General features: G+C 63.5%; 26 protein-coding genes. 22 read left to right on the plus strand and 4 right to left on the minus strand.

All coding sequences use genetic code 11. The features are described from left to right. From rplW to map, 20 genes are all read left to right on the plus strand, one after another. The gene (rplW, locus tag KI794_RS04980) at positions 1-294 is read left to right on the plus strand and encodes a 50S ribosomal protein L23 (RefSeq protein ID WP_183075415.1); all 294 of its coding nucleotides are present in this window, start codon (positions 1-3) and stop codon (positions 292-294) included. A gap of 22 nt (positions 295-316) precedes the next feature. Beyond that, positions 317-1,153, plus strand: coding sequence for a 50S ribosomal protein L2 (gene rplB, locus KI794_RS04985; protein ID WP_119281524.1), 837 nt, complete (start codon positions 317-319; stop codon positions 1,151-1,153). A gap of 22 nt (positions 1,154-1,175) precedes the next feature. Further along, positions 1,176-1,457, plus strand: coding sequence for a 30S ribosomal protein S19 (gene rpsS, locus KI794_RS04990; RefSeq protein WP_025133706.1), 282 nt, complete (start codon positions 1,176-1,178; stop codon positions 1,455-1,457). Between the two features lie 25 nt (positions 1,458-1,482). Next, positions 1,483-1,860, plus strand: coding sequence for a 50S ribosomal protein L22 (gene rplV / locus KI794_RS04995; RefSeq protein ID WP_119281523.1), 378 nt, complete (start codon positions 1,483-1,485; stop codon positions 1,858-1,860). A 3-nt stretch (positions 1,861-1,863) separates the two neighbouring features. Then, positions 1,864-2,622, plus strand: a complete 759-nt coding sequence (gene rpsC, locus KI794_RS05000) for a 30S ribosomal protein S3 (protein WP_042544411.1) — start codon at positions 1,864-1,866, stop codon at positions 2,620-2,622. Between the two features lie 3 nt (positions 2,623-2,625). Continuing rightward, complete coding sequence (gene rplP, locus KI794_RS05005) at positions 2,626-3,045, plus strand: 50S ribosomal protein L16 (protein ID WP_119281522.1); 420 nt, start codon at positions 2,626-2,628, stop codon at positions 3,043-3,045. After that, complete coding sequence (gene rpmC / locus KI794_RS05010) at positions 3,045-3,362, plus strand: 50S ribosomal protein L29 (RefSeq protein WP_119281521.1); 318 nt, start codon at positions 3,045-3,047, stop codon at positions 3,360-3,362. Before rplP ends, rpmC begins: the two co-directional genes overlap by 1 nt. A gap of 2 nt (positions 3,363-3,364) precedes the next feature. Next, on the plus strand, positions 3,365-3,637 hold the full coding sequence (rpsQ, locus tag KI794_RS05015) for a 30S ribosomal protein S17 (protein ID WP_119281520.1): 273 nt from the start codon (positions 3,365-3,367) through the stop codon (positions 3,635-3,637). 33 nt (positions 3,638-3,670) lie between these two features. Next, positions 3,671-4,039 carry a 50S ribosomal protein L14 gene (gene rplN / locus KI794_RS05020; RefSeq protein WP_059063306.1) on the plus strand — a complete coding sequence of 123 codons (369 nt, stop codon included), beginning with the start codon at positions 3,671-3,673 and terminating at the stop codon, positions 4,037-4,039. A 4-nt stretch (positions 4,040-4,043) separates the two neighbouring features. Beyond that, the gene (gene rplX / locus KI794_RS05025; RefSeq protein WP_119281519.1) at positions 4,044-4,406 is read left to right on the plus strand and encodes a 50S ribosomal protein L24; all 363 of its coding nucleotides are present in this window, start codon (positions 4,044-4,046) and stop codon (positions 4,404-4,406) included. After that, entirely contained in the window at positions 4,406-4,984 is a 579-nt protein-coding gene (gene rplE, locus KI794_RS05030) for a 50S ribosomal protein L5 (RefSeq protein WP_119281518.1), read from the plus strand. The genes rplX and rplE overlap by 1 nt, the downstream gene beginning before the upstream one ends. A gap of 114 nt (positions 4,985-5,098) precedes the next feature. Beyond that, entirely contained in the window at positions 5,099-5,497 is a 399-nt protein-coding gene (rpsH, locus tag KI794_RS05035) for a 30S ribosomal protein S8 (RefSeq protein WP_119281517.1), read from the plus strand. Positions 5,498-5,503: 6 nt separating this feature from the next. Next, the gene (rplF, locus tag KI794_RS05040) at positions 5,504-6,040 is read left to right on the plus strand and encodes a 50S ribosomal protein L6 (protein WP_119281516.1); all 537 of its coding nucleotides are present in this window, start codon (positions 5,504-5,506) and stop codon (positions 6,038-6,040) included. Between the two features lie 2 nt (positions 6,041-6,042). Continuing rightward, positions 6,043-6,417: a 50S ribosomal protein L18 gene (rplR, locus tag KI794_RS05045; protein ID WP_119281515.1), complete on the plus strand. Its 375-nt coding sequence runs from the start codon at positions 6,043-6,045 to the stop codon at positions 6,415-6,417. Continuing rightward, positions 6,414-7,124, plus strand: coding sequence for a 30S ribosomal protein S5 (gene rpsE / locus KI794_RS05050; RefSeq protein WP_119281514.1), 711 nt, complete (start codon positions 6,414-6,416; stop codon positions 7,122-7,124). Before rplR ends, rpsE begins: the two co-directional genes overlap by 4 nt. Beyond that, a complete protein-coding gene (gene rpmD, locus KI794_RS05055) occupies positions 7,124-7,312 on the plus strand; it encodes a 50S ribosomal protein L30 (RefSeq protein WP_119281513.1) in 189 nt (62 codons plus the stop codon). The genes rpsE and rpmD overlap by 1 nt, the downstream gene beginning before the upstream one ends. Next, a complete protein-coding gene (rplO, locus tag KI794_RS05060; RefSeq protein ID WP_255809354.1) occupies positions 7,309-7,770 on the plus strand; it encodes a 50S ribosomal protein L15 in 462 nt (153 codons plus the stop codon). The genes rpmD and rplO overlap by 4 nt, the downstream gene beginning before the upstream one ends. Positions 7,771-7,924: 154 nt before the next feature. After that, positions 7,925-9,250, plus strand: a complete 1,326-nt coding sequence (gene secY, locus KI794_RS05065) for a preprotein translocase subunit SecY (protein WP_119281511.1) — start codon at positions 7,925-7,927, stop codon at positions 9,248-9,250. Further along, on the plus strand, positions 9,247-9,825 hold the full coding sequence (locus KI794_RS05070) for an adenylate kinase (protein WP_255809355.1): 579 nt from the start codon (positions 9,247-9,249) through the stop codon (positions 9,823-9,825). Before secY ends, KI794_RS05070 begins: the two co-directional genes overlap by 4 nt. A gap of 2 nt (positions 9,826-9,827) precedes the next feature. Beyond that, positions 9,828-10,670 carry a type I methionyl aminopeptidase gene (gene map, locus KI794_RS05075; RefSeq protein WP_119281509.1) on the plus strand — a complete coding sequence of 281 codons (843 nt, stop codon included), beginning with the start codon at positions 9,828-9,830 and terminating at the stop codon, positions 10,668-10,670. 71 nt (positions 10,671-10,741) lie between these two features. On the opposite strand, the gene KI794_RS05080 is transcribed toward map, so the two are convergent. From KI794_RS05080 to KI794_RS05090, 3 genes are all read right to left on the minus strand, one after another. Next, entirely contained in the window at positions 10,742-11,611 is an 870-nt protein-coding gene (locus KI794_RS05080; RefSeq protein WP_255809356.1) for a PaaX family transcriptional regulator, read from the minus strand. Next, positions 11,608-12,123 (minus strand): YqeB family protein, encoded by a 516-nt coding sequence (locus KI794_RS05085; RefSeq protein WP_119281507.1) that lies wholly within the window; start codon positions 12,121-12,123, stop codon positions 11,608-11,610. Before KI794_RS05085 ends, KI794_RS05080 begins: the two co-directional genes overlap by 4 nt. Positions 12,124-12,255: 132 nt before the next feature. Beyond that, entirely contained in the window at positions 12,256-12,822 is a 567-nt protein-coding gene (locus KI794_RS05090) for a CGNR zinc finger domain-containing protein (protein WP_255809357.1), read from the minus strand. 48 nt (positions 12,823-12,870) lie between these two features. Between KI794_RS05090 and KI794_RS05095 the strand changes: the two genes are divergently transcribed. Continuing rightward, positions 12,871-14,376 carry an FAD-dependent monooxygenase gene (locus KI794_RS05095; RefSeq protein ID WP_162920995.1) on the plus strand — a complete coding sequence of 502 codons (1,506 nt, stop codon included), beginning with the start codon at positions 12,871-12,873 and terminating at the stop codon, positions 14,374-14,376. Here the strand turns inward: KI794_RS05095 and soxR are convergent. Next, the gene (gene soxR, locus KI794_RS05100; protein WP_255809358.1) at positions 14,373-14,852 is read right to left on the minus strand and encodes a redox-sensitive transcriptional activator SoxR; all 480 of its coding nucleotides are present in this window, start codon (positions 14,850-14,852) and stop codon (positions 14,373-14,375) included. The genes KI794_RS05095 and soxR overlap by 4 nt on opposite strands. 46 nt (positions 14,853-14,898) lie before the next feature. Between soxR and KI794_RS05105 the strand changes: the two genes are divergently transcribed. Next, on the plus strand, positions 14,899-16,326 hold the full coding sequence (locus tag KI794_RS05105) for an MFS transporter (protein WP_255809360.1): 1,428 nt from the start codon (positions 14,899-14,901) through the stop codon (positions 16,324-16,326). The last annotated feature ends 30 nt before the right edge of the window (positions 16,327-16,356 follow it).

The following is a 16,356-nucleotide window of genomic DNA, read 5'->3' on the forward strand; positions in this document are numbered from 1 at the left end:
ATGAACAAGGCTGCGCACGACGTCATCATCCGCCCGATCGTCTCGGAGAAGAGCTACGGCCTCATCGACGCAAACGGACAGTACACCTTCGAGGTTGCTCCCACCGCGTCGAAGACTGAGATCAAGCTCGCCATCGAGTCGGTATTCGGTGTGAAGGTCGCAAAGATCAACACCCTGAACCGCAAGGGCAAGACCCGCCGCACGAAGTTTGGCCTCGGCAAGCGCAAGGACACCAAGCGCGCCATCGTCACGCTGAAGTCGGGCTCCATCGACATCTTCACGGCTGCGCTGTAGAAGGGGCGAAAAGGAACACAACATGGCAATTCGCAAGTACAAGCCGACGACCCCAGGTCGTCGCGGGTCGAGCGTTGCTGATTTCGCTGAGATCACGCGCTCCACGCCCGAGAAGTCGCTGCTGCGTCCGCTCCCGAAGACGGGTGGCCGCAACAACCAGGGCCGCATCACGACTCGTCACATTGGTGGTGGCCACAAGCGCCAGTACCGCGTCATCGACTTCCGTCGCAATGACAAGGACGGCGTCAACGCCCGCGTAGCGCACATCGAGTACGACCCCAACCGCACCGCGCGCATTGCGCTTTTGCACTTTGAGGACGGCACGAAGCGTTACATCATCGCTCCGAACAAGCTCAAGCAGGGCGACATCGTTGAGTCGGGCGCTGGCTCGGACATCAAGCCCGGCAACAACATGCCGCTGAAGAACATCCCCACGGGTACTGTGATTCACGCGATTGAGCTGAAGCCCGGTGGGGGAGCGAAGCTCGCTCGTTCCGCTGGCTCGTCGGTTCGCCTCGTGGCGAAGGATGGCCCCTACGCACAGCTGCGTCTCCCCTCGGGCGAGATCCGCAACGTTGACGCGCGCTGCCGCGCGACCGTCGGCGAGGTCGGCAACGCTGAGCAGTCGAACATCAACTGGGGTAAGGCCGGCCGTATGCGCTGGAAGGGCGTTCGCCCGACCGTGCGTGGTGTCGTCATGAACCCGGTGGATCACCCCCACGGTGGTGGCGAAGGCCGCACCTCGGGTGGCCGTCACCCGGTGAGCCCCTGGGGCCAGAAGGAAGGCCGTACGCGCCGTCCGAACAAGGAAAGCGACAAGCTCATTGTGCGCCGCCGTAACGCTGGCAAGAAGCGCTAGTCGGCAGGTAGGAGAATAGAAGATGCCTCGTAGTCTCAAGAAGGGCCCCTTCGTCGACAACCACCTGCTCAACAAGGTGGTCGTACAGAACGAAGCTGGCACCAAGAACGTGATCAAGACCTGGTCGCGCCGCTCGATGATTATCCCCGCAATGCTGGGCCACACCATCGCAGTGCACGACGGTCGGAAGCACATCCCCGTATTCGTCACCGAAACCATGGTTGGACACAAGCTGGGCGAGTTCGCCCCGACTCGTACCTTCCGTGGCCACGTGAAGGACGACAAGAAGGGCCGTCGCCGCTAACGCGGTGGCGAGAGGAGGAAGAGAAATGGTGGAATCGATCGCACGCGTGCGTCATATCCGCATCACCCCCCAGAAGGCCCGTCGTGTCGTTGACCTGGTTCGTGGCAAGAACGCGCAGGAGGCACTCGCCATCCTGAAGTTCGCGCCCCAGGCTGCCGCTGAGCCCGTGTTCAAGCTCGTCGCTTCGGCGATCGCGAACGCACGTGTAAAGGCTGACGCTGAGAACCTGCGCCTCAACGAGGACGAGCTCGTCATTGCACGCGCATTCGTGGATGAGGGTGCAACGCTCAAGCGTTTCCGCCCCCGTGCACAGGGCCGCGCGTTCCGTATCAACAAGCGCACAAGCCACATCACGGTCGTTCTTCAGACCGCTGATGAGCTGGCAGCTCAGAAGGGAGCCTAAGGAATGGGCCAGAAGATTCATCCCTACGGCTTCCGCCTCGGGATTACAACCGACCACGTGTCGCGTTGGTTCTCGGACTCGACGAAGAAGGGCCAGCGTTACGCTGACTACCTCGCCGAGGACATCAAGATCCGCCAGCACCTGCAGGTCCAGCTGGACCGCGCCGGTGTCTCGCGTGTTGAGATCGAGCGCACCCGCGACCGCGTCCGCGTAGACATCCACACTGCTCGCCCCGGCATCGTTATCGGTCGCCGTGGAGCAGAGGCCGAGCGCATCCGCGCTGACCTCGAGAAGCTCACCGGCAAGCAGATCCAGCTGAACATCCTCGAGGTGAAGAACCCCGAGGCTGACGCTCAGCTCGTCGCACAGGGCATCGCCGAGCAGCTCGCTGCTCGTGTGGCATTCCGTCGCGCAATGCGCAAGGGCCTCCAGGGTGCTCAGCGCGCTGGCGCTAAGGGTGTCCGTATTCAGGTATCCGGCCGCCTTGGCGGCGCTGAGATGAGCCGCTCGGAGTTCTACCGTGAGGGTCGCGTGCCGCTGCACACGCTCCGCGCGAACATCGACTACGGCTTCTACGAGGCGAAGACCACCTTCGGTCGCATCGGCGTGAAGGTCTGGATCTACAAGGGCGACCTGACGAACAAGGAGCTCGCTCGTGAGCAGGCTAACCAGAAGCCGTCTCGTGAGCGTGGCGATCGCCGCCGTGCGCCCCGTGGCGCTCAGGCTGAGGCTGCACCCGCTGCAGCAGGAGCGGAGAAGTAACACATGCTGATTCCCCGTCGAGTCAAGTACCGCAAGCAGCATCACCCGAGCCGCAGCGGTCAGTCCAAGGGTGGCAACACCGTCACCTTCGGTGAGTTCGGTATTCAGGCGCTCAGCCCCGCTTACGTGACGAACCGTCAGATCGAGTCCGCTCGTATCGCCATGACGCGTCACATCAAGCGTGGCGGCAAGGTGTGGATCAACATCTACCCTGACCGTCCGCTGACCAAGAAGCCCGCTGAAACCCGCATGGGTTCCGGTAAGGGCTCACCCGAGTGGTGGGTTGCGAATGTCAAGCCGGGCCGCGTCCTCTTCGAGGTCGCAGGTGTTGACGAGGAGCTTGCGCGCGAGGCACTGACCCGCGCGATCCACAAGCTCCCCCTCAAGGCCCGCATTATTAAGCGCGAGGAGGGCGACGCGTAATGGCGATCGGAACCAAGGAACTGGCTGTCACCGAGCTTGACAGCTTCGAAAACGAGCGTCTCGCGGAAGAGCTGAAGAAGGCCAAGGCCGAGCTCTTCAACCTGCGTTTCCAGTCGGCCACCGGCCAGCTTGAGAACCACGGGCGCGTACGTCAGGTGAAGCGCGACATCGCTCGCATCTACACCGTGCTCCGCGAGCGCGAGCTCGGCATTCGGGTCACCCCGGCAGCTGAGCCCGCGAAGAAGGCTTCTGCAAAGAAGTCGTCCACCAAGAAGACCGAGCAGGCGCCCGCCGCCGCTGAGACGAAGGAGGCCTAAGAATGGCTGAGGTCGAGAAGGAACAGCGACCGTATCGCAAGGCGCGCCGTGGCTACGTCGTCAGCGACAAGATGGACAAGACCATCGTTGTTGAGGTCGAGGACCGCGTGAAGCACCCGCTCTACGGCAAGGTCATGCGTCGCTCATCGAAGGTGAAGGCCCACGACGAGCAGAACACCGCCGGCATCGGCGATCTCGTACTCATCCACGAGACCCGCCCGCTCAGCGCCTCAAAGCGCTGGCGTCTGGTCGAGATCCTCGAGAAGGCGAAGTAAGCGCCTCGCGCTTACTGACTGAAGGAGTAGCAAGTGATTCAGCAGGAATCCCGACTCAAGGTTGCCGATAACACCGGCGCCAAGGAGTTGCTTACCATCCGTGTCCTCGGGGGCTCAGGACGTCGTTACGCAGGTCTCGGCGACACCATCGTCGCGACTGTCAAGGACGCGATCCCCGGCGGCAATGTGAAGAAGGGTGAGGTCGTCAAGGCCGTCATCGTTCGTACCCGCAAGTCGACCCGTCGCGTTGACGGTTCGTACATCAGCTTCGACGAGAACGCCGCCGTTATCCTGAAGGCAGACGGGGAGCCCCGCGGCACCCGTATCTTCGGGCCGGTTGGCCGTGAGCTTCGCGACAAGAAGTTCATGAAGATCGTCTCGCTCGCACCGGAGGTGATCTAGTCCTATGGCTGCAAAGATCAAGAAGGGTGACCTCGTCGAGGTCATCTCGGGACCGACCCAGGAGCGCGGTGGCTACCGTGGCAAGCAGGGTGTTGTTCTCGAGGTTCTCACTGAGACCGATCGTCTGATCGTCGAAGGTGTGAACTACGTCACCAAGCACGTTCGCGTCGGCCAGTCCGACCGCGGTACGAAGGAGGGTGGCATCGAGACCGTAGAGGCTCCCATTCACGTATCGAACGTTGCTGTCGTTGACCCCTCGACGAAGAAGCCGACTCGCGTTGGCTTCCGCGTCGAGGAGACCACGAAGGACGGCAAGAAGAAGACGGTTCGCGTGCGTTACGCGAAGTCGTCCGGGAAGGACCTCTAATGTCTGAAGCTGCTGTGGCGGCTGGCAAAATCCAGCCTCGCTTGAAGCAGAAGTACCGCGGCGAAATCGTCCCGGCACTCCGCGAAGAGTTCTCCTACGCAAACGTCATGCAGGTTCCCGGTCTCGTGAAGATCGTTGTGAACACCGGCGTTGGCGAGGCGGCTCGTGACAGCAAGGTGATCGAGGGAGCAGTTGCTGACCTCGTGAAGATCACCGGCCAGAAGCCCAAGGTCACCCTGGCCCGCAAGTCCATCGCGCAGTTCAAGCTGCGTGAGGGTCAGGCCATCGGCGCGCACGTCACGCTTCGTGGCGATCGTGCCTGGGAGTTCCTTGATCGCCTCGTGAACCTCGCACTGCCCCGTATCCGCGATTTCCGCGGACTTTCGGACAAGCAGTTCGACGGTGCTGGCAACTACACGTTCGGTTTGACCGAGCAGAGTGTGTTCCACGAGATCGATCAGGATAAGATTGACCGCGTGCGTGGTTTTGACATCACCATTGTCACCACCGCAAAGACTGACGACGAGGGTCGTGCGCTGCTCAAGGCGCTCGGCTTCCCGTTCAAGGCCGACAACTAAATAGTCCAAGCGGATAGGGTGCCCGGGGCCTTCCCGGGCACCCCGTTCGCGTGTCACCCAGGTCGCGACCCGTGTAACGGGTCGTGAAACCAGGCGAGAAAGAAAGAGTCAATCATGACGATGACTGATCCGGTAGCAGACATGCTTACCCGGTTGCGCAACGCAAATAGCGCACATCATGACGACGTTTCGCTTCCCGGCTCAAAGCTGAAGGAGCGGATCGCCGAGATCCTCAAGCGTGAGGGTTACATCAGCGACTGGAAGGTCGAGGCGGCACGCGTCGGCACGACCCTCACCATGACGCTGAAGTACGGACCGAACCGCGAGGCTTCGATCGAGGGCCTCAAGCGCGTCTCGAAGCCGGGCCTCCGCGTGTACGCGGGCGCTGCTGAGATTCCGAGCGTGCTCGGTGGCCTCGGTATTGCGATCCTGTCCACCTCTTCGGGGCTCCTCACGGACCGCGAGGCCGAGCAGAAGGGCGTGGGCGGCGAAGTGCTGGCCTACGTGTGGTAAGCCGTCATGTCACGTATTGGAAAGCTTCCCATCGCCATCCCCGGCGGTGTAGATGTCAAGATCGATGGCCAGCAGGTCACGGTCAAGGGTTCGAAGGGTGAGCTGTCGCTCACCGTTGCAGAGCCCATTCGCGTCGCAGTTGAGGACGGCCAGATCCTGGTCACTCGTCCCAACGACGAGCGCGAGTCCCGAGCGCTGCACGGCCTGAGCCGTACGCTCATCAACAACAACATCATTGGTGTGACTGAGGGCTACGCAAAGCAGCTCGAGGTTGTTGGCACCGGCTACCGCGTGCAGCAGAAGGGTGCGGACCTCGAGCTCGCACTCGGCTTCTCGCACCCTGTGTCGTTCACCGCTCCTGAGGGCATCACGCTCGTCGTTGAGGGCGCCAACAAGATCACCGTCAGCGGCATCTCCAAGCAGGCGGTCGGTGAGGCCGCAGCGAACATTCGCAAGCTGAAGAAGCCGGAGCCCTACAAGGGCAAGGGCATTCGTTACGCTGACGAGGTTGTTCGTCGCAAGGCTGGAAAGGCTGGTAAGTAACCATGGCCGCTAACATCACCCGTGCAAAGGGTCGTTCGGCTGCGCGCGTTCGCCGCCACGCCCGCCTGCGCAAGAAGATTGTCGGCACCGAACTGCGTCCCCGTCTCTCGGTGACCCGCTCGTCGCGCCACGTATTCGTGCAGATCATTGACGACTCCAAGGGCCACACCGTGGCTTCGGCGTCGACGATGGAAGCAGATCTCCGTGCATTCGACGGCGACAAGACCGCTAAGGCCCGCAAGGTCGGCGAGCTCGTCGCAGAGCGTGCAAAGGCTGCTGGCGTCGAGGCTGTTGTCTTCGACCGTGGCGGTAGCAAGTACGCAGGCCGTGTCGCTGCGATCGCCGAAGGCGCTCGCGAGGGAGGTCTGACACTGTGAGCAACGAAACGAAGGAGCAGGAAGTGACTGCTGAGGCTCAGACAGAGGCTCCGGCCGCTGAGGCGCAGAACAGCGATCACCGCAACGAGCCCCGTGAGCAGCGTCGCGGAAGCCGCGACCGCGGCACCCGTGGCGAGCGTGGTGGCCGTGGCGAGCGCGCCGAGAGCCAGTTCCTCGAGCGCGTCGTAACCATCAACCGCGTGTCGAAGGTCGTCAAGGGCGGCCGTCGCTTCAGCTTCACCGCGCTTGTCGTGGTAGGCGATGGCAACGGCACCGTCGGCGTCGGCTACGGGAAGGCGAAGGAAGTTCCCCTCGCAATCTCGAAGGGCGTTGAAGAGGCGAAGAAGAACTTCTTCCGCGTGCCGCGCGTCGGCAGCACGATCCCGCACCCGGTGCAGGGCGAGGCCGCTGCTGGCGTCGTTCTCCTCCGTCCGGCAGCAGCTGGTACCGGTGTTATCGCCGGTGGCCCGGTTCGCGCCGTACTCGAGTGCGCTGGCATCCACGACGTGCTGAGCAAGTCGCTCGGTTCGTCGAACACCCTGAACATCGTGCATGCGACCGTTGAGGCGCTGCGTCAGCTCGAGGAGCCCCGCTCCGTTGCAGCTCGTCGTGGTCTCGACTTCGACCGCGTCGCTCCGGCCCGCCTCGTGCGTGCCGAGGCGAAGGCTGCGGCCGACGCTGCCGCTAAGGCAAAGGCAGGTGCGTAATGGCTAAGAGCCTGAAGATTACGCAGACGAAGTCCGTGATCAGTGAGAAGCAGAACCAGCGCGACACGCTCCGCAGCCTCGGTCTCCGCAAGATCGGCCAGACGGTCGTTCGCGAGGACACCCAGGCGAACCGCGGTTACGTGCGTGCGGTTGCTCACCTGGTCCAGGTTGAGGAGATCGACGAATGAGCGAGAACAACGAAGAGCGCGGCGCCGTGCTGAAGGCACACCACCTTCGCCCGGCTGCTGGTTCGAAGACTGCTAAGACCCGCGTTGGTCGTGGCGAGGCGTCCAAGGGTAAGACCGCTGGTCGCGGTACCAAGGGCACCAAGGCGCGCTACCAGGTCAAGGCAGGCTTCGAGGGTGGCCAGATGCCACTGCACATGCGTACCCCGAAGCTGCGCGGGTTCAAGAACCCGTTCCGCACCGAGTACCAGGTTGTGAACGTCGCCAAGCTCGAGGAGCTGTACCCGAAGGGTGGCGAGGTCACGATCGAGGATCTCGTTGCAAAGGGTGCCGTGCGCAAGAACCAGCCCGTCAAGGTGCTGGGCAACGGTGACCTGAAGGTCAAGCTCTCCGTTCAGGTCGACAAGGTCTCTGGCTCTGCAGCCGAGAAGATTGTCGCCGCTGGCGGTGAAGTGAAGTAACATTCGAGTTTTACTCGAGTGAATAAGGGGGTGTTGGGGAGCCCGTTTGGCTCCCCAACACCCCCTTTTCGTTCACCAGCACGCACCGCACGTGTAGGCTGGTCTAGTTGCTCCTCGCAGGCAAAGGCCCGCGAACTATCCAGGAGGCTAAGTTTTGTTCAGCGCCATTGGACGGATCTTCCGTACACCCGACCTCCGTCGGAAGATCGTTTTTACGCTCGGAATCGTCGCACTGTTCCGTCTCGGTTCGTTTATCCCTACGCCGTTTGTTGACTTCAACAACGTCCAGGCCTGCCTTGCCTCGAACAAGGGTGACGGCACCGCCGGTCTCTACGACATGGTCAACCTCTTTAGCGGCGGCGCACTCCTGCAGCTTTCGATCTTCGCGCTCGGCATCATGCCGTACATTACTGCGTCGATCATCACCCAGCTTCTGCGCGTGGTTATCCCGCACTTCGAGACCCTCCACAAGGAGGGCCAGGCTGGCCAGGCGAAGCTCACGCAGTACACCCGTTACCTGACGATCGCGCTCGCAGTGCTGCAGTCGACGACGCTCATCACCGTCGCGCGTTCAGGCCAGCTCTTCGGCTCGGCTGTGAACCAGGCCTGCCAGAACCTTGTCGCGCAGGAGTGGTGGGCGATCCTCATCATGATCATCACGATGACCGCCGGTACCGGCCTCATTATGTGGTTCGGTGAGCTCATCACCGAGCGTGGCGTCGGCAATGGCATGTCGCTTCTCATCTTCACCTCGATCGCTGCGAGCTTCCCCGGCGCCCTCTGGGTCATCAAGGAGCAGCGTGGCTGGGAGGTCTTCTTCTTTGTCATTCTCGTCGGCATGCTGGTCATTGGCGCTGTCGTGTTCGTCGAGCAGTCCCAGCGCCGTATCCCGGTGCAGTACGCGAAGCGCGTTGTTGGACGTCGCACCTACGGCGGTTCCAGCACGTACATTCCGATCAAGGTGAATATGGCTGGCGTGATCCCAGTCATCTTCGCCTCGGCGATCCTGTATCTCCCGATGCTGATTGCTCAGTTCAATCAGCCGAAGGCGGGCGAGGAGCCCGCCGCGTGGATCGTGTGGGTCCAGAACAACCTCGTGTACGGCGATCAGCCGCTGTACATGCTCGTGTTCTTCCTGCTCGTCATTGGGTTTACGTTCTTCTACGTCCAGATCACCTTCAATCCTGAAGAGGTCGCGGACAACATGAAGAAGTACTCGGGCTTTATCCCCGGCATTCGTGCGGGCCGCCCGACGGCTGAGTACCTGAACTACGTGCTGACGCGCATCACCAGCGCTGGCTCGCTCTACCTCGGCATCATTGCGCTGCTTCCGCTCGTGGCGCTTTCGTTCTTCGGCGCAAACCAGAACTTCCCGTTCGGTGGCGCGTCGATCCTCATTATCGTTGGCGTGGGTCTCGAGACCGTCAAGCAGATTGACGCTCAGCTCCAGCAGCGCCACTACGAAGGACTTCTCAAGTGACAGTAACTCGACTTCTCATCATTGGCCCTCCTGGCGCGGGCAAAGGCACCCAGGCTTCGAAGATCGCCGAATCGTATGGCGTTCCCGCGATCTCCACTGGAGACATTTTTCGCGCGAACATCAAGGGCGGCACGGAGCTCGGACAGCGTGTGCAGGCGATCATTGAGTCGGGCGAGCTCGTTCCAGACTCGCTGACGAACGAGATCGTTCAGGATCGCCTCCAGCAGGAGGACGCTGCAGGCGGATTCCTGCTCGATGGCTACCCGAGAAATGTTGAGCAGGTTGAGGCTCTTGACGGGATGCTTGAGGGCGACGCGCTTGACGCGGTTGTGCTCCTTGAAGCCGATACTGACGAGGTCGTCGCGCGTCTCTTGAAGCGCGCCGAGATCGAGGGTCGTGCAGACGACACTGAAGAGGTAATCCGCCACCGCCAGGATGTGTACGCGCAGCAGACTGCTCCGCTTATCGAGCTCTTCACTGAGCGCGGCATTCTTGTGAGCGTTGACGGGCTTGGGGGCATCGACGAGGTCGCCGAGCGCATTGCCGTCGCCCTCAGCGAGAGGTTGGGCCGCTAGGAATGTCGCGTCGCGGGTTCCTCCGCCGTTCGATCTATAAGTCGCCGGCGCAGCTCCGGCTCATGATTGAGCCGGGTTTGGCTGCTGTTGACGCGCTCGCTGCGATGCGAGCTGCGGTGAAGCCGGGGATCACCACGCTCGAGCTTGACGCGATCGCGGAGGACGCGATTCGCGCGAGGGGTGGCGAGCCGAACTTCATGCTCGAGCCTGGCTACAGGCACACGATCTGTGCGAACGTGAATGCCGACGTTGTCCATGCAATTCCGACTGACAGGCCGCTTGCTCCGGGCGACATTGTGTCGCTCGACGTGGGCGCCGTTATTGGGGGCTGGCACAGCGACGCCGCATTCACTGCCGTGATTCCGGACCCGTCGAGGCCTGAGCTCACCGAAGCGAACGAAAAGCTCTCGCATGTGACCGAGCAGGCCATGTGGCAGGGGATCGCGCGTCTCGCGCGTGCGACGCACCTGAACGAGGTCGGCGATGCGGTTGAGCGCTACGTTCGTAAGCACAGTGACTTCGGCGTGCTTGAAGATTACATTGGTCACGGAATTGGCCGGAGCATGCACGAGGACCCGCCGGTGTTCAACGTTGCGGTGCCGAAGCGGGGCCCCGAGGTAAAGCCTGGTCTTGTTGTCGCCATCGAGCCGATTATTTCGGCTGGCACGATCGACACTGTTGTTCAGGACGATGACTGGACAGTGTCGATTGCTGACGGTGCTATGAGTGCCCAGTGGGAGCACTCTGTTGCCGTGCATGAGGGCGGAATCTGGGTCCTGACGGCTGATGACGGTGGCGCCGCTGGTCTCGCCCAGTTCGGGATCACGCCCGCGCCGATCGCCTAGTTCACGCAGGTCTCTACAGCAGAGCGCCGCTACCAACGGGTAGCGGCGCTCTGCTGTATTGGGGGACTTGGCTAGCTGAACATCGGGAGCGTGGGCCACGCCTGCTCGAGCGTTTCCCACTCCGCCATGAACGCACCGCGAAGGCGCTTCGGCTCCCAATCGGCTTGGCGAAGCTCACCGGGCAGGAGCGGATCCACTGCGAGTGCCTGGTCAAGCCCCTCTGCGAGCTGCAGCGCTCGCGCGCTTGCGGCGATCTCATCGAGGCTTCCGTTCGCTGGCGACGCGAGTACGGCGGCCAGTGGTGCATAAGCGGCTATCGTCGTCTCGGCGGGCCACAGGCCCTCCGCGATGTCTTGGTGGGTGCTAAATCCAGGAAGGGTGAGGTCGGTCGAGGTTGCCCGAACGAGCCATCTTTCGATTGTGGTTGGCGAGAGCGTTGCCGCGAGCTCATCTCCGAGCTCGTGTGGGCTGGCATACATTCCAGCACCGATCGGTGCGGCGCCGAGCCAGACCAGTGCGTTTCGGAGTGCATCGCGTTCCGCGCGTGAACGTTCGGGGATGGAGAATGCGTACAGGCGCCATTTTTCGTCCCAGACGACGCTTCCCGCGTCCTGCGCGAATGCGAAGTCGACGAGCGCCCGTTCCCGACGCGTCCGTGCACGCGCGTCGGGGGTGCGTTCGATGCGGCCGGCGCGGCCGCGGCCTATCTGCGTGAGCTCGCCGGCGGCCTGCATGCGGCGCAGCGCGAGCCGCACGGTCTGCTCGGCGATGCCGAGCGCGAGGCCGACATCGTAGACCGCTGCAAGCTGCGCTTCACCCGCTGCGTTAAAGGAGCCGTCGATGAGCGTGCGTGCGGATACTGTGACGGTGGGAGACGCGACAGTGGGTGATGCGACAGTGGGCGAGGGGCTCGGCGCAGTGGCGCTTACGCTTGAAATCACTGCGCAGCCACCCGCGAGCCGCGGTCGATTGACTCCCAGGGGTAGCCGTGGCGGGTGAACGCCGCGGCGATTGCCGCCTTGCCGCCCTCGACATCGTCGTGAAACAGGACCCGGCCTTCGCGGGACTCGATCCGCACCTTGCCGCCTTTCGCGTAGACGCCCCCAACGTTCCTGCGCTCGATGACTCTTGTGTCGTCACCCTCAGTCACCTGAATTGACTGGTTGGTGATGACAAGTTGGGCTGCCTCGTGGGTGATGTAGAACGCAAAGGCGAGGCCAATGACGCCGAGGACGGCGGGCCTGCCGGCCACCATGAACGGGGAATCGATTGAGCCGAGCGCCTGAAGCGCGTTGATGTAAGGGATTGGCCACGAGGCAGCGTGCTGAAGGATCCAGGGGAGTGCGAGGCCGAGGCCGACGCCTGCCGCGCCGAGCACCGCCCAGATGAGTGCCTTCGTGCCTGTCGTCATCTTGAGCGTTGTCGCCTCGGCGCTTTCACCGGTCGCATTCATTCGAGCTCCCAACTATCTGTCCTGCAACGATCGTAGCAGTTCCGATAGAAATCGCCCTGTAGGGTCGATGGAGCCATGCAGAGTGGCTTGGGCGCAGTCCGCCTGCAGAGGGAGTCGTCAGTGTGTCCGCGCTCACTCCGTGGCGGTGGTGTCGCCGGCGTCGGCGACCGCTCCCGATTTGCGATGGAGAGCAACTCTGGTTCGGGTGGCGCACGTCGTGCTGCAGAATCGCTGCGCCGCGCGTCGTCCCTCGTCGATGAACGCCCGATCGCATCCAGTGGCCTCGCACAGGCCCCAGGCGCATCGGCCACGCTCCGAGAGCCAGGTCGCGAGCGCAAAGGCCCCGACGCGAGTGAGGGTTGTGGCAGCCGTCGATGTGCCGGTGAGGCTTGGCCGAAGCGCCCATCGGCCGTCAGGAAGTTCGGCCAGTTCTGGTTGCGTCGAGCACTCAGCGAGCAGTTGGTTGAGTTTGGCTGCGGCCTGGCCTGGATCCTGGATCTCAAAGATGCTTCGCAGCGCGTGCACCGCCGCGTGAACGTGCTCTTGCTGGGTTGCGAGTTCGCCGAGTAACGGGTCGCCGTGGGCCTCGGTCAGTGCGCTCCAGGAGGATGAGGGGTTGGGGGCGTTGATGGCGTCAACGACGAAGCGGAGGCCCAGGGGGCGTTCGGGGTCTTGGCGTTGGGTCTGGCGAGGCTGCATGCACCTAGTGTAACGTCTAATCTGAAATTAGGCGTTACGGAGGTAGCTTTGCAAGAGAACACGACGCGGCGAGAAGTCATCATCGTTGGTGCGGGTCCGGTTGGCCTGACGCTCGCGGCGCTGCTCGGCCAGCGGGGCGTCGACGTGCTTGTGGTCGAGGCGCACCCGGGGTTGTCTCGGCACCCGAAGGCTCGAGGCGTCTCCGCGAGCTCAATGGAGACCTACCGTGGGTTGGGCATCGAGGGTGCCGTGCGGGCGGCATCGCTCCCAGCCGAGCACGTGCGCTTTTTTCGGGGGAAGAGCCTCATTGACCCAGTAGCAGAGCTGACTGCAGGGGCCTCGGGTCCCACCGGGTCCTCGGTGAATACGCCCTCACCAGGTGCGCTGTGCTCGCAAGACCGCCTCGAACCGGTGCTCGCCGAGGCGGTGCGGGAGGCCGGTGCCGATCTGATGCTCGGGGCTCGGGTTGTTGATCTCGCCGAAGACGAGCGCGGTGTCACTGTCACTATCGATGGTGTCGCTGGGCGCAGTGAACTCCGCGCCGACTGGGTCGTCGGGTGCGATGGGGCGCGCAGTATCGTCCGAGAGCGGGCGGGTATCGCGCTTCAAGGTGAGCAGGATCTCGGCCGCTATCTTTCCGTCCGCTTCCGCGCGCCGCTCGGGAAGGTTGTGCAAGGACGCGAGGCGACCTCCTACTTCATCTCGGGAGGAAAAGGGGGGTTTCTCGCGGTTGACAACGATACCGAGTGGATCTATCAGTATCCGATTTCGGTCGGCGAAGAGTCCGACGCCCTCAGGCACGACCTGCCGCGGCTTGTGGAGCTCGTGCGCGACGCAGCAGGCATATCGGACCTCCCAGTTGAGGTCACCGACACAATGCTCTGGCGCATGGACGCCTGCGTTGCTGACTCATTCCGCGCGGGACGGCTCCTGCTCGCTGGCGACTCTGCGCATCAGACCCCACCAACGGGCGGACACGGCATGAATGTCGGAATCGCTGACGCTCAGGCACTTGCGTGGCAGCTAATAGCCGTGATCCGGGGCGAGGCAGAGGCCTCCCTCCTCGACAGCTATACGGCGCAGCGCCGGCCCGTCGCGGTCGCGGTTGTTGATCGTTCACTCGGCAACGCGGGCCGGGCGTATGGCATCGAGGACGAGTTGCTCTTAGGGAGTGGCTACGCGCCGGCGCAGGCGCTGCCCGAAGGCCCATATGCGCCAGCTGCGCTGCCGGGACGCCGGCTGCCACACGCGGAACTCGACGGTGGCGGCTCGGTGCTCGACGCCGAATGGGGGCGCGCACGACTTCTCGTTGCGGGCAGCGCTGAGCGTTGGGCCGATTGGAAAAGCTCGGTCCCTGCCGGACCGCACGTCGACCTGGCGGTTGTCTCGCTAACGGAGGGGGAGTGGGCCTCGGCGGCGCTCCTGAACCGCGCCCAGCTCGCGCCCGGCGAGGCCCTTCTCGTGAGGCCCGACGGGGTGATCGCCGCGCGCGCGGCGTCTTGCGAGCCGACCAGTTGGCTGGACGAGGCTGTCGCCGCGATGCTCGGCGGCTAGCTCGGCGCGGTGGAACCGCCTTCCGCTACTTCCTCGAGCCGCACGGGGCCCGAGCCCTGCTCCGCGAGTACGTCGCCGGGGTTGAGCGCGTTGCAGTTGCTGAGTGAGAGACAGCCGCACCCGATGCATGCCGCAAGCTCCTGCTGCAATGCCTCAAGCCGCCGCCTGCGCTCGTCGAGCAGGGCGGACCAGCGCGCAGAGATCCGTGTCCAGTCGCGCTTGCTTGGCATTCTGTCTGCTGGCAGTGACTCAAACACGACGGTGACCTCTGTGAGCGGAATCCCTAGACGCTTCGCGTAGCCGATGATCGAGAGCCGGCGCAGCGTGTGGCGGGGGTAGCGTCGCTGGTTTCCGGCAGTGCGCACGGATGAGATGAGCCCCTCCTGCTCGTAGAAACGGATCGCAGAGGTCGCGATTCCGGCTCGGGCGGCGACCTCGCCGATCGTCAGGTTGTCTGTCGGAGTCTTGCGTTCCATGATGCCCCTTGACTTCAAGTTAACTTGAACTTCTAGGCTAACCCGCGTGACTGAAAATGCAACGAACAAGACCGAAGACGCAGGCAACGCATTCGAAGGTGGGGGAGATGTCCGCCTCTTCTCAGCAGCCCACGTTGTGCAAGCATCGATCCTCGCGGGCGGGACCGTGCTGTACGCCATGAACCTGTACTTCACCGCGGCGCTCCTCCCCTCAATCGTCAGTGACATAGGAGGGGAGGCGCTATTCGCCTGGGTCGCGACGGGGTTCCTCATCGCCGCGGTGATCGCCTCGACGCTAGTCGCCGGCACCATCGCCGCGCTAGGCGCGAAAGGAGCATACCTCGTCGGATTCTCAGGCTTCGCCCTCGGGTCAGCCGCCGCCGCTGTGAGCGGCACAATGGAACTGTTCGTTGCGAGCCGCATCCTTCAAGGCGTCGGCGGTGGGCTGCTTGCCGGGCTCGGCTACGCAGTCATCAGGTCGGCGCTGCCACGTGCTCTCTGGCTGAAGGCCGCGGCCCTCGTCTCGGCAATGTGGGGTGTTGGGGCGCTTGTCGGGCCGAGCCTGGGTGGCGTTTCTGGGGAGCTCGGCGCGTGGCGGACAGCCTACGCAGTGCTTGCCGGCGTCGCGATCCTGCTCGGCGTGCTCTGCATCCGGGCGCTCCCGGCTCGTGCTATCACTGATCGTGTGCCGGAGCCGCTTCCCTATGCGTCGCTCCTCGTGCTCGCCGGCGCAGCGGCGAGCCTTAGCATCGCGCCTATGCTCCGCCCCGCGGGGCACGATAGCCTGGCCATTGCTATCGGCGCGCTTCTGCTCGTGCTCTTTCTCGCAGTTGAGTCGCGTGCGCGTCACACTGTGCTCCCTAAGCTTGCGTTCGCTCGCGGAAACCAGCTGAAATGGGTCTACGTGCTTGTCGCGACGCTCTGCGCCGGGGTCATGATTGAGACATACGTGCCGCTGTTTGGGCAGCAGCTCGGCGGCCTGTCGCCGGTGTGGGCCGGGTTCCTCGGAGCCGCGCTCTCGCTCGGTTGGACAGGAATGCAGCTCGTGAGCGTGAAGTTTGGCCCGCGGCTCGCTCGCGCGGCAATGATCGGCGCACCGAGCTTGCTCGCGGTGTCAATGGCGGCGTTCGGTCTGCTGCAGGCGCCTGAATCTAGCCCTGGCAGGATCCTCGCCTGGGCGCTCGCGCTCGTGCTCGGTGGGGTCGCGATTGGCGCTGTGTTTCCACACCTCAGTGTGCGCGCGATGGGCGTTAGCGCCGACGCCGCGGAGGGTGAAAAGGCCGCCGCTGCGCTCAGCACAACCCAGCTGATCTCATACGCTCTCGTCTCAGCTCTCCTGGGAATCTTCGCCGCTGGGGCGCACGGAGACCTCGTTGTGGCTGCCGAGCGGATCTCGTTTGGTCTCGCCGCCATTGCTGGGTTCGGTGTCGTTCCCGGTCTCATGCTGATCCGCAGCGCCCGCAATGCGCGATGACAGGGACAGCGTAAGTCTCTGGATAGGGTG

This window comes from Leucobacter aridicollis (assembly GCF_024399335.1).
Taxonomy (GTDB): domain Bacteria; phylum Actinomycetota; class Actinomycetes; order Actinomycetales; family Microbacteriaceae; genus Leucobacter; species Leucobacter aridicollis_A.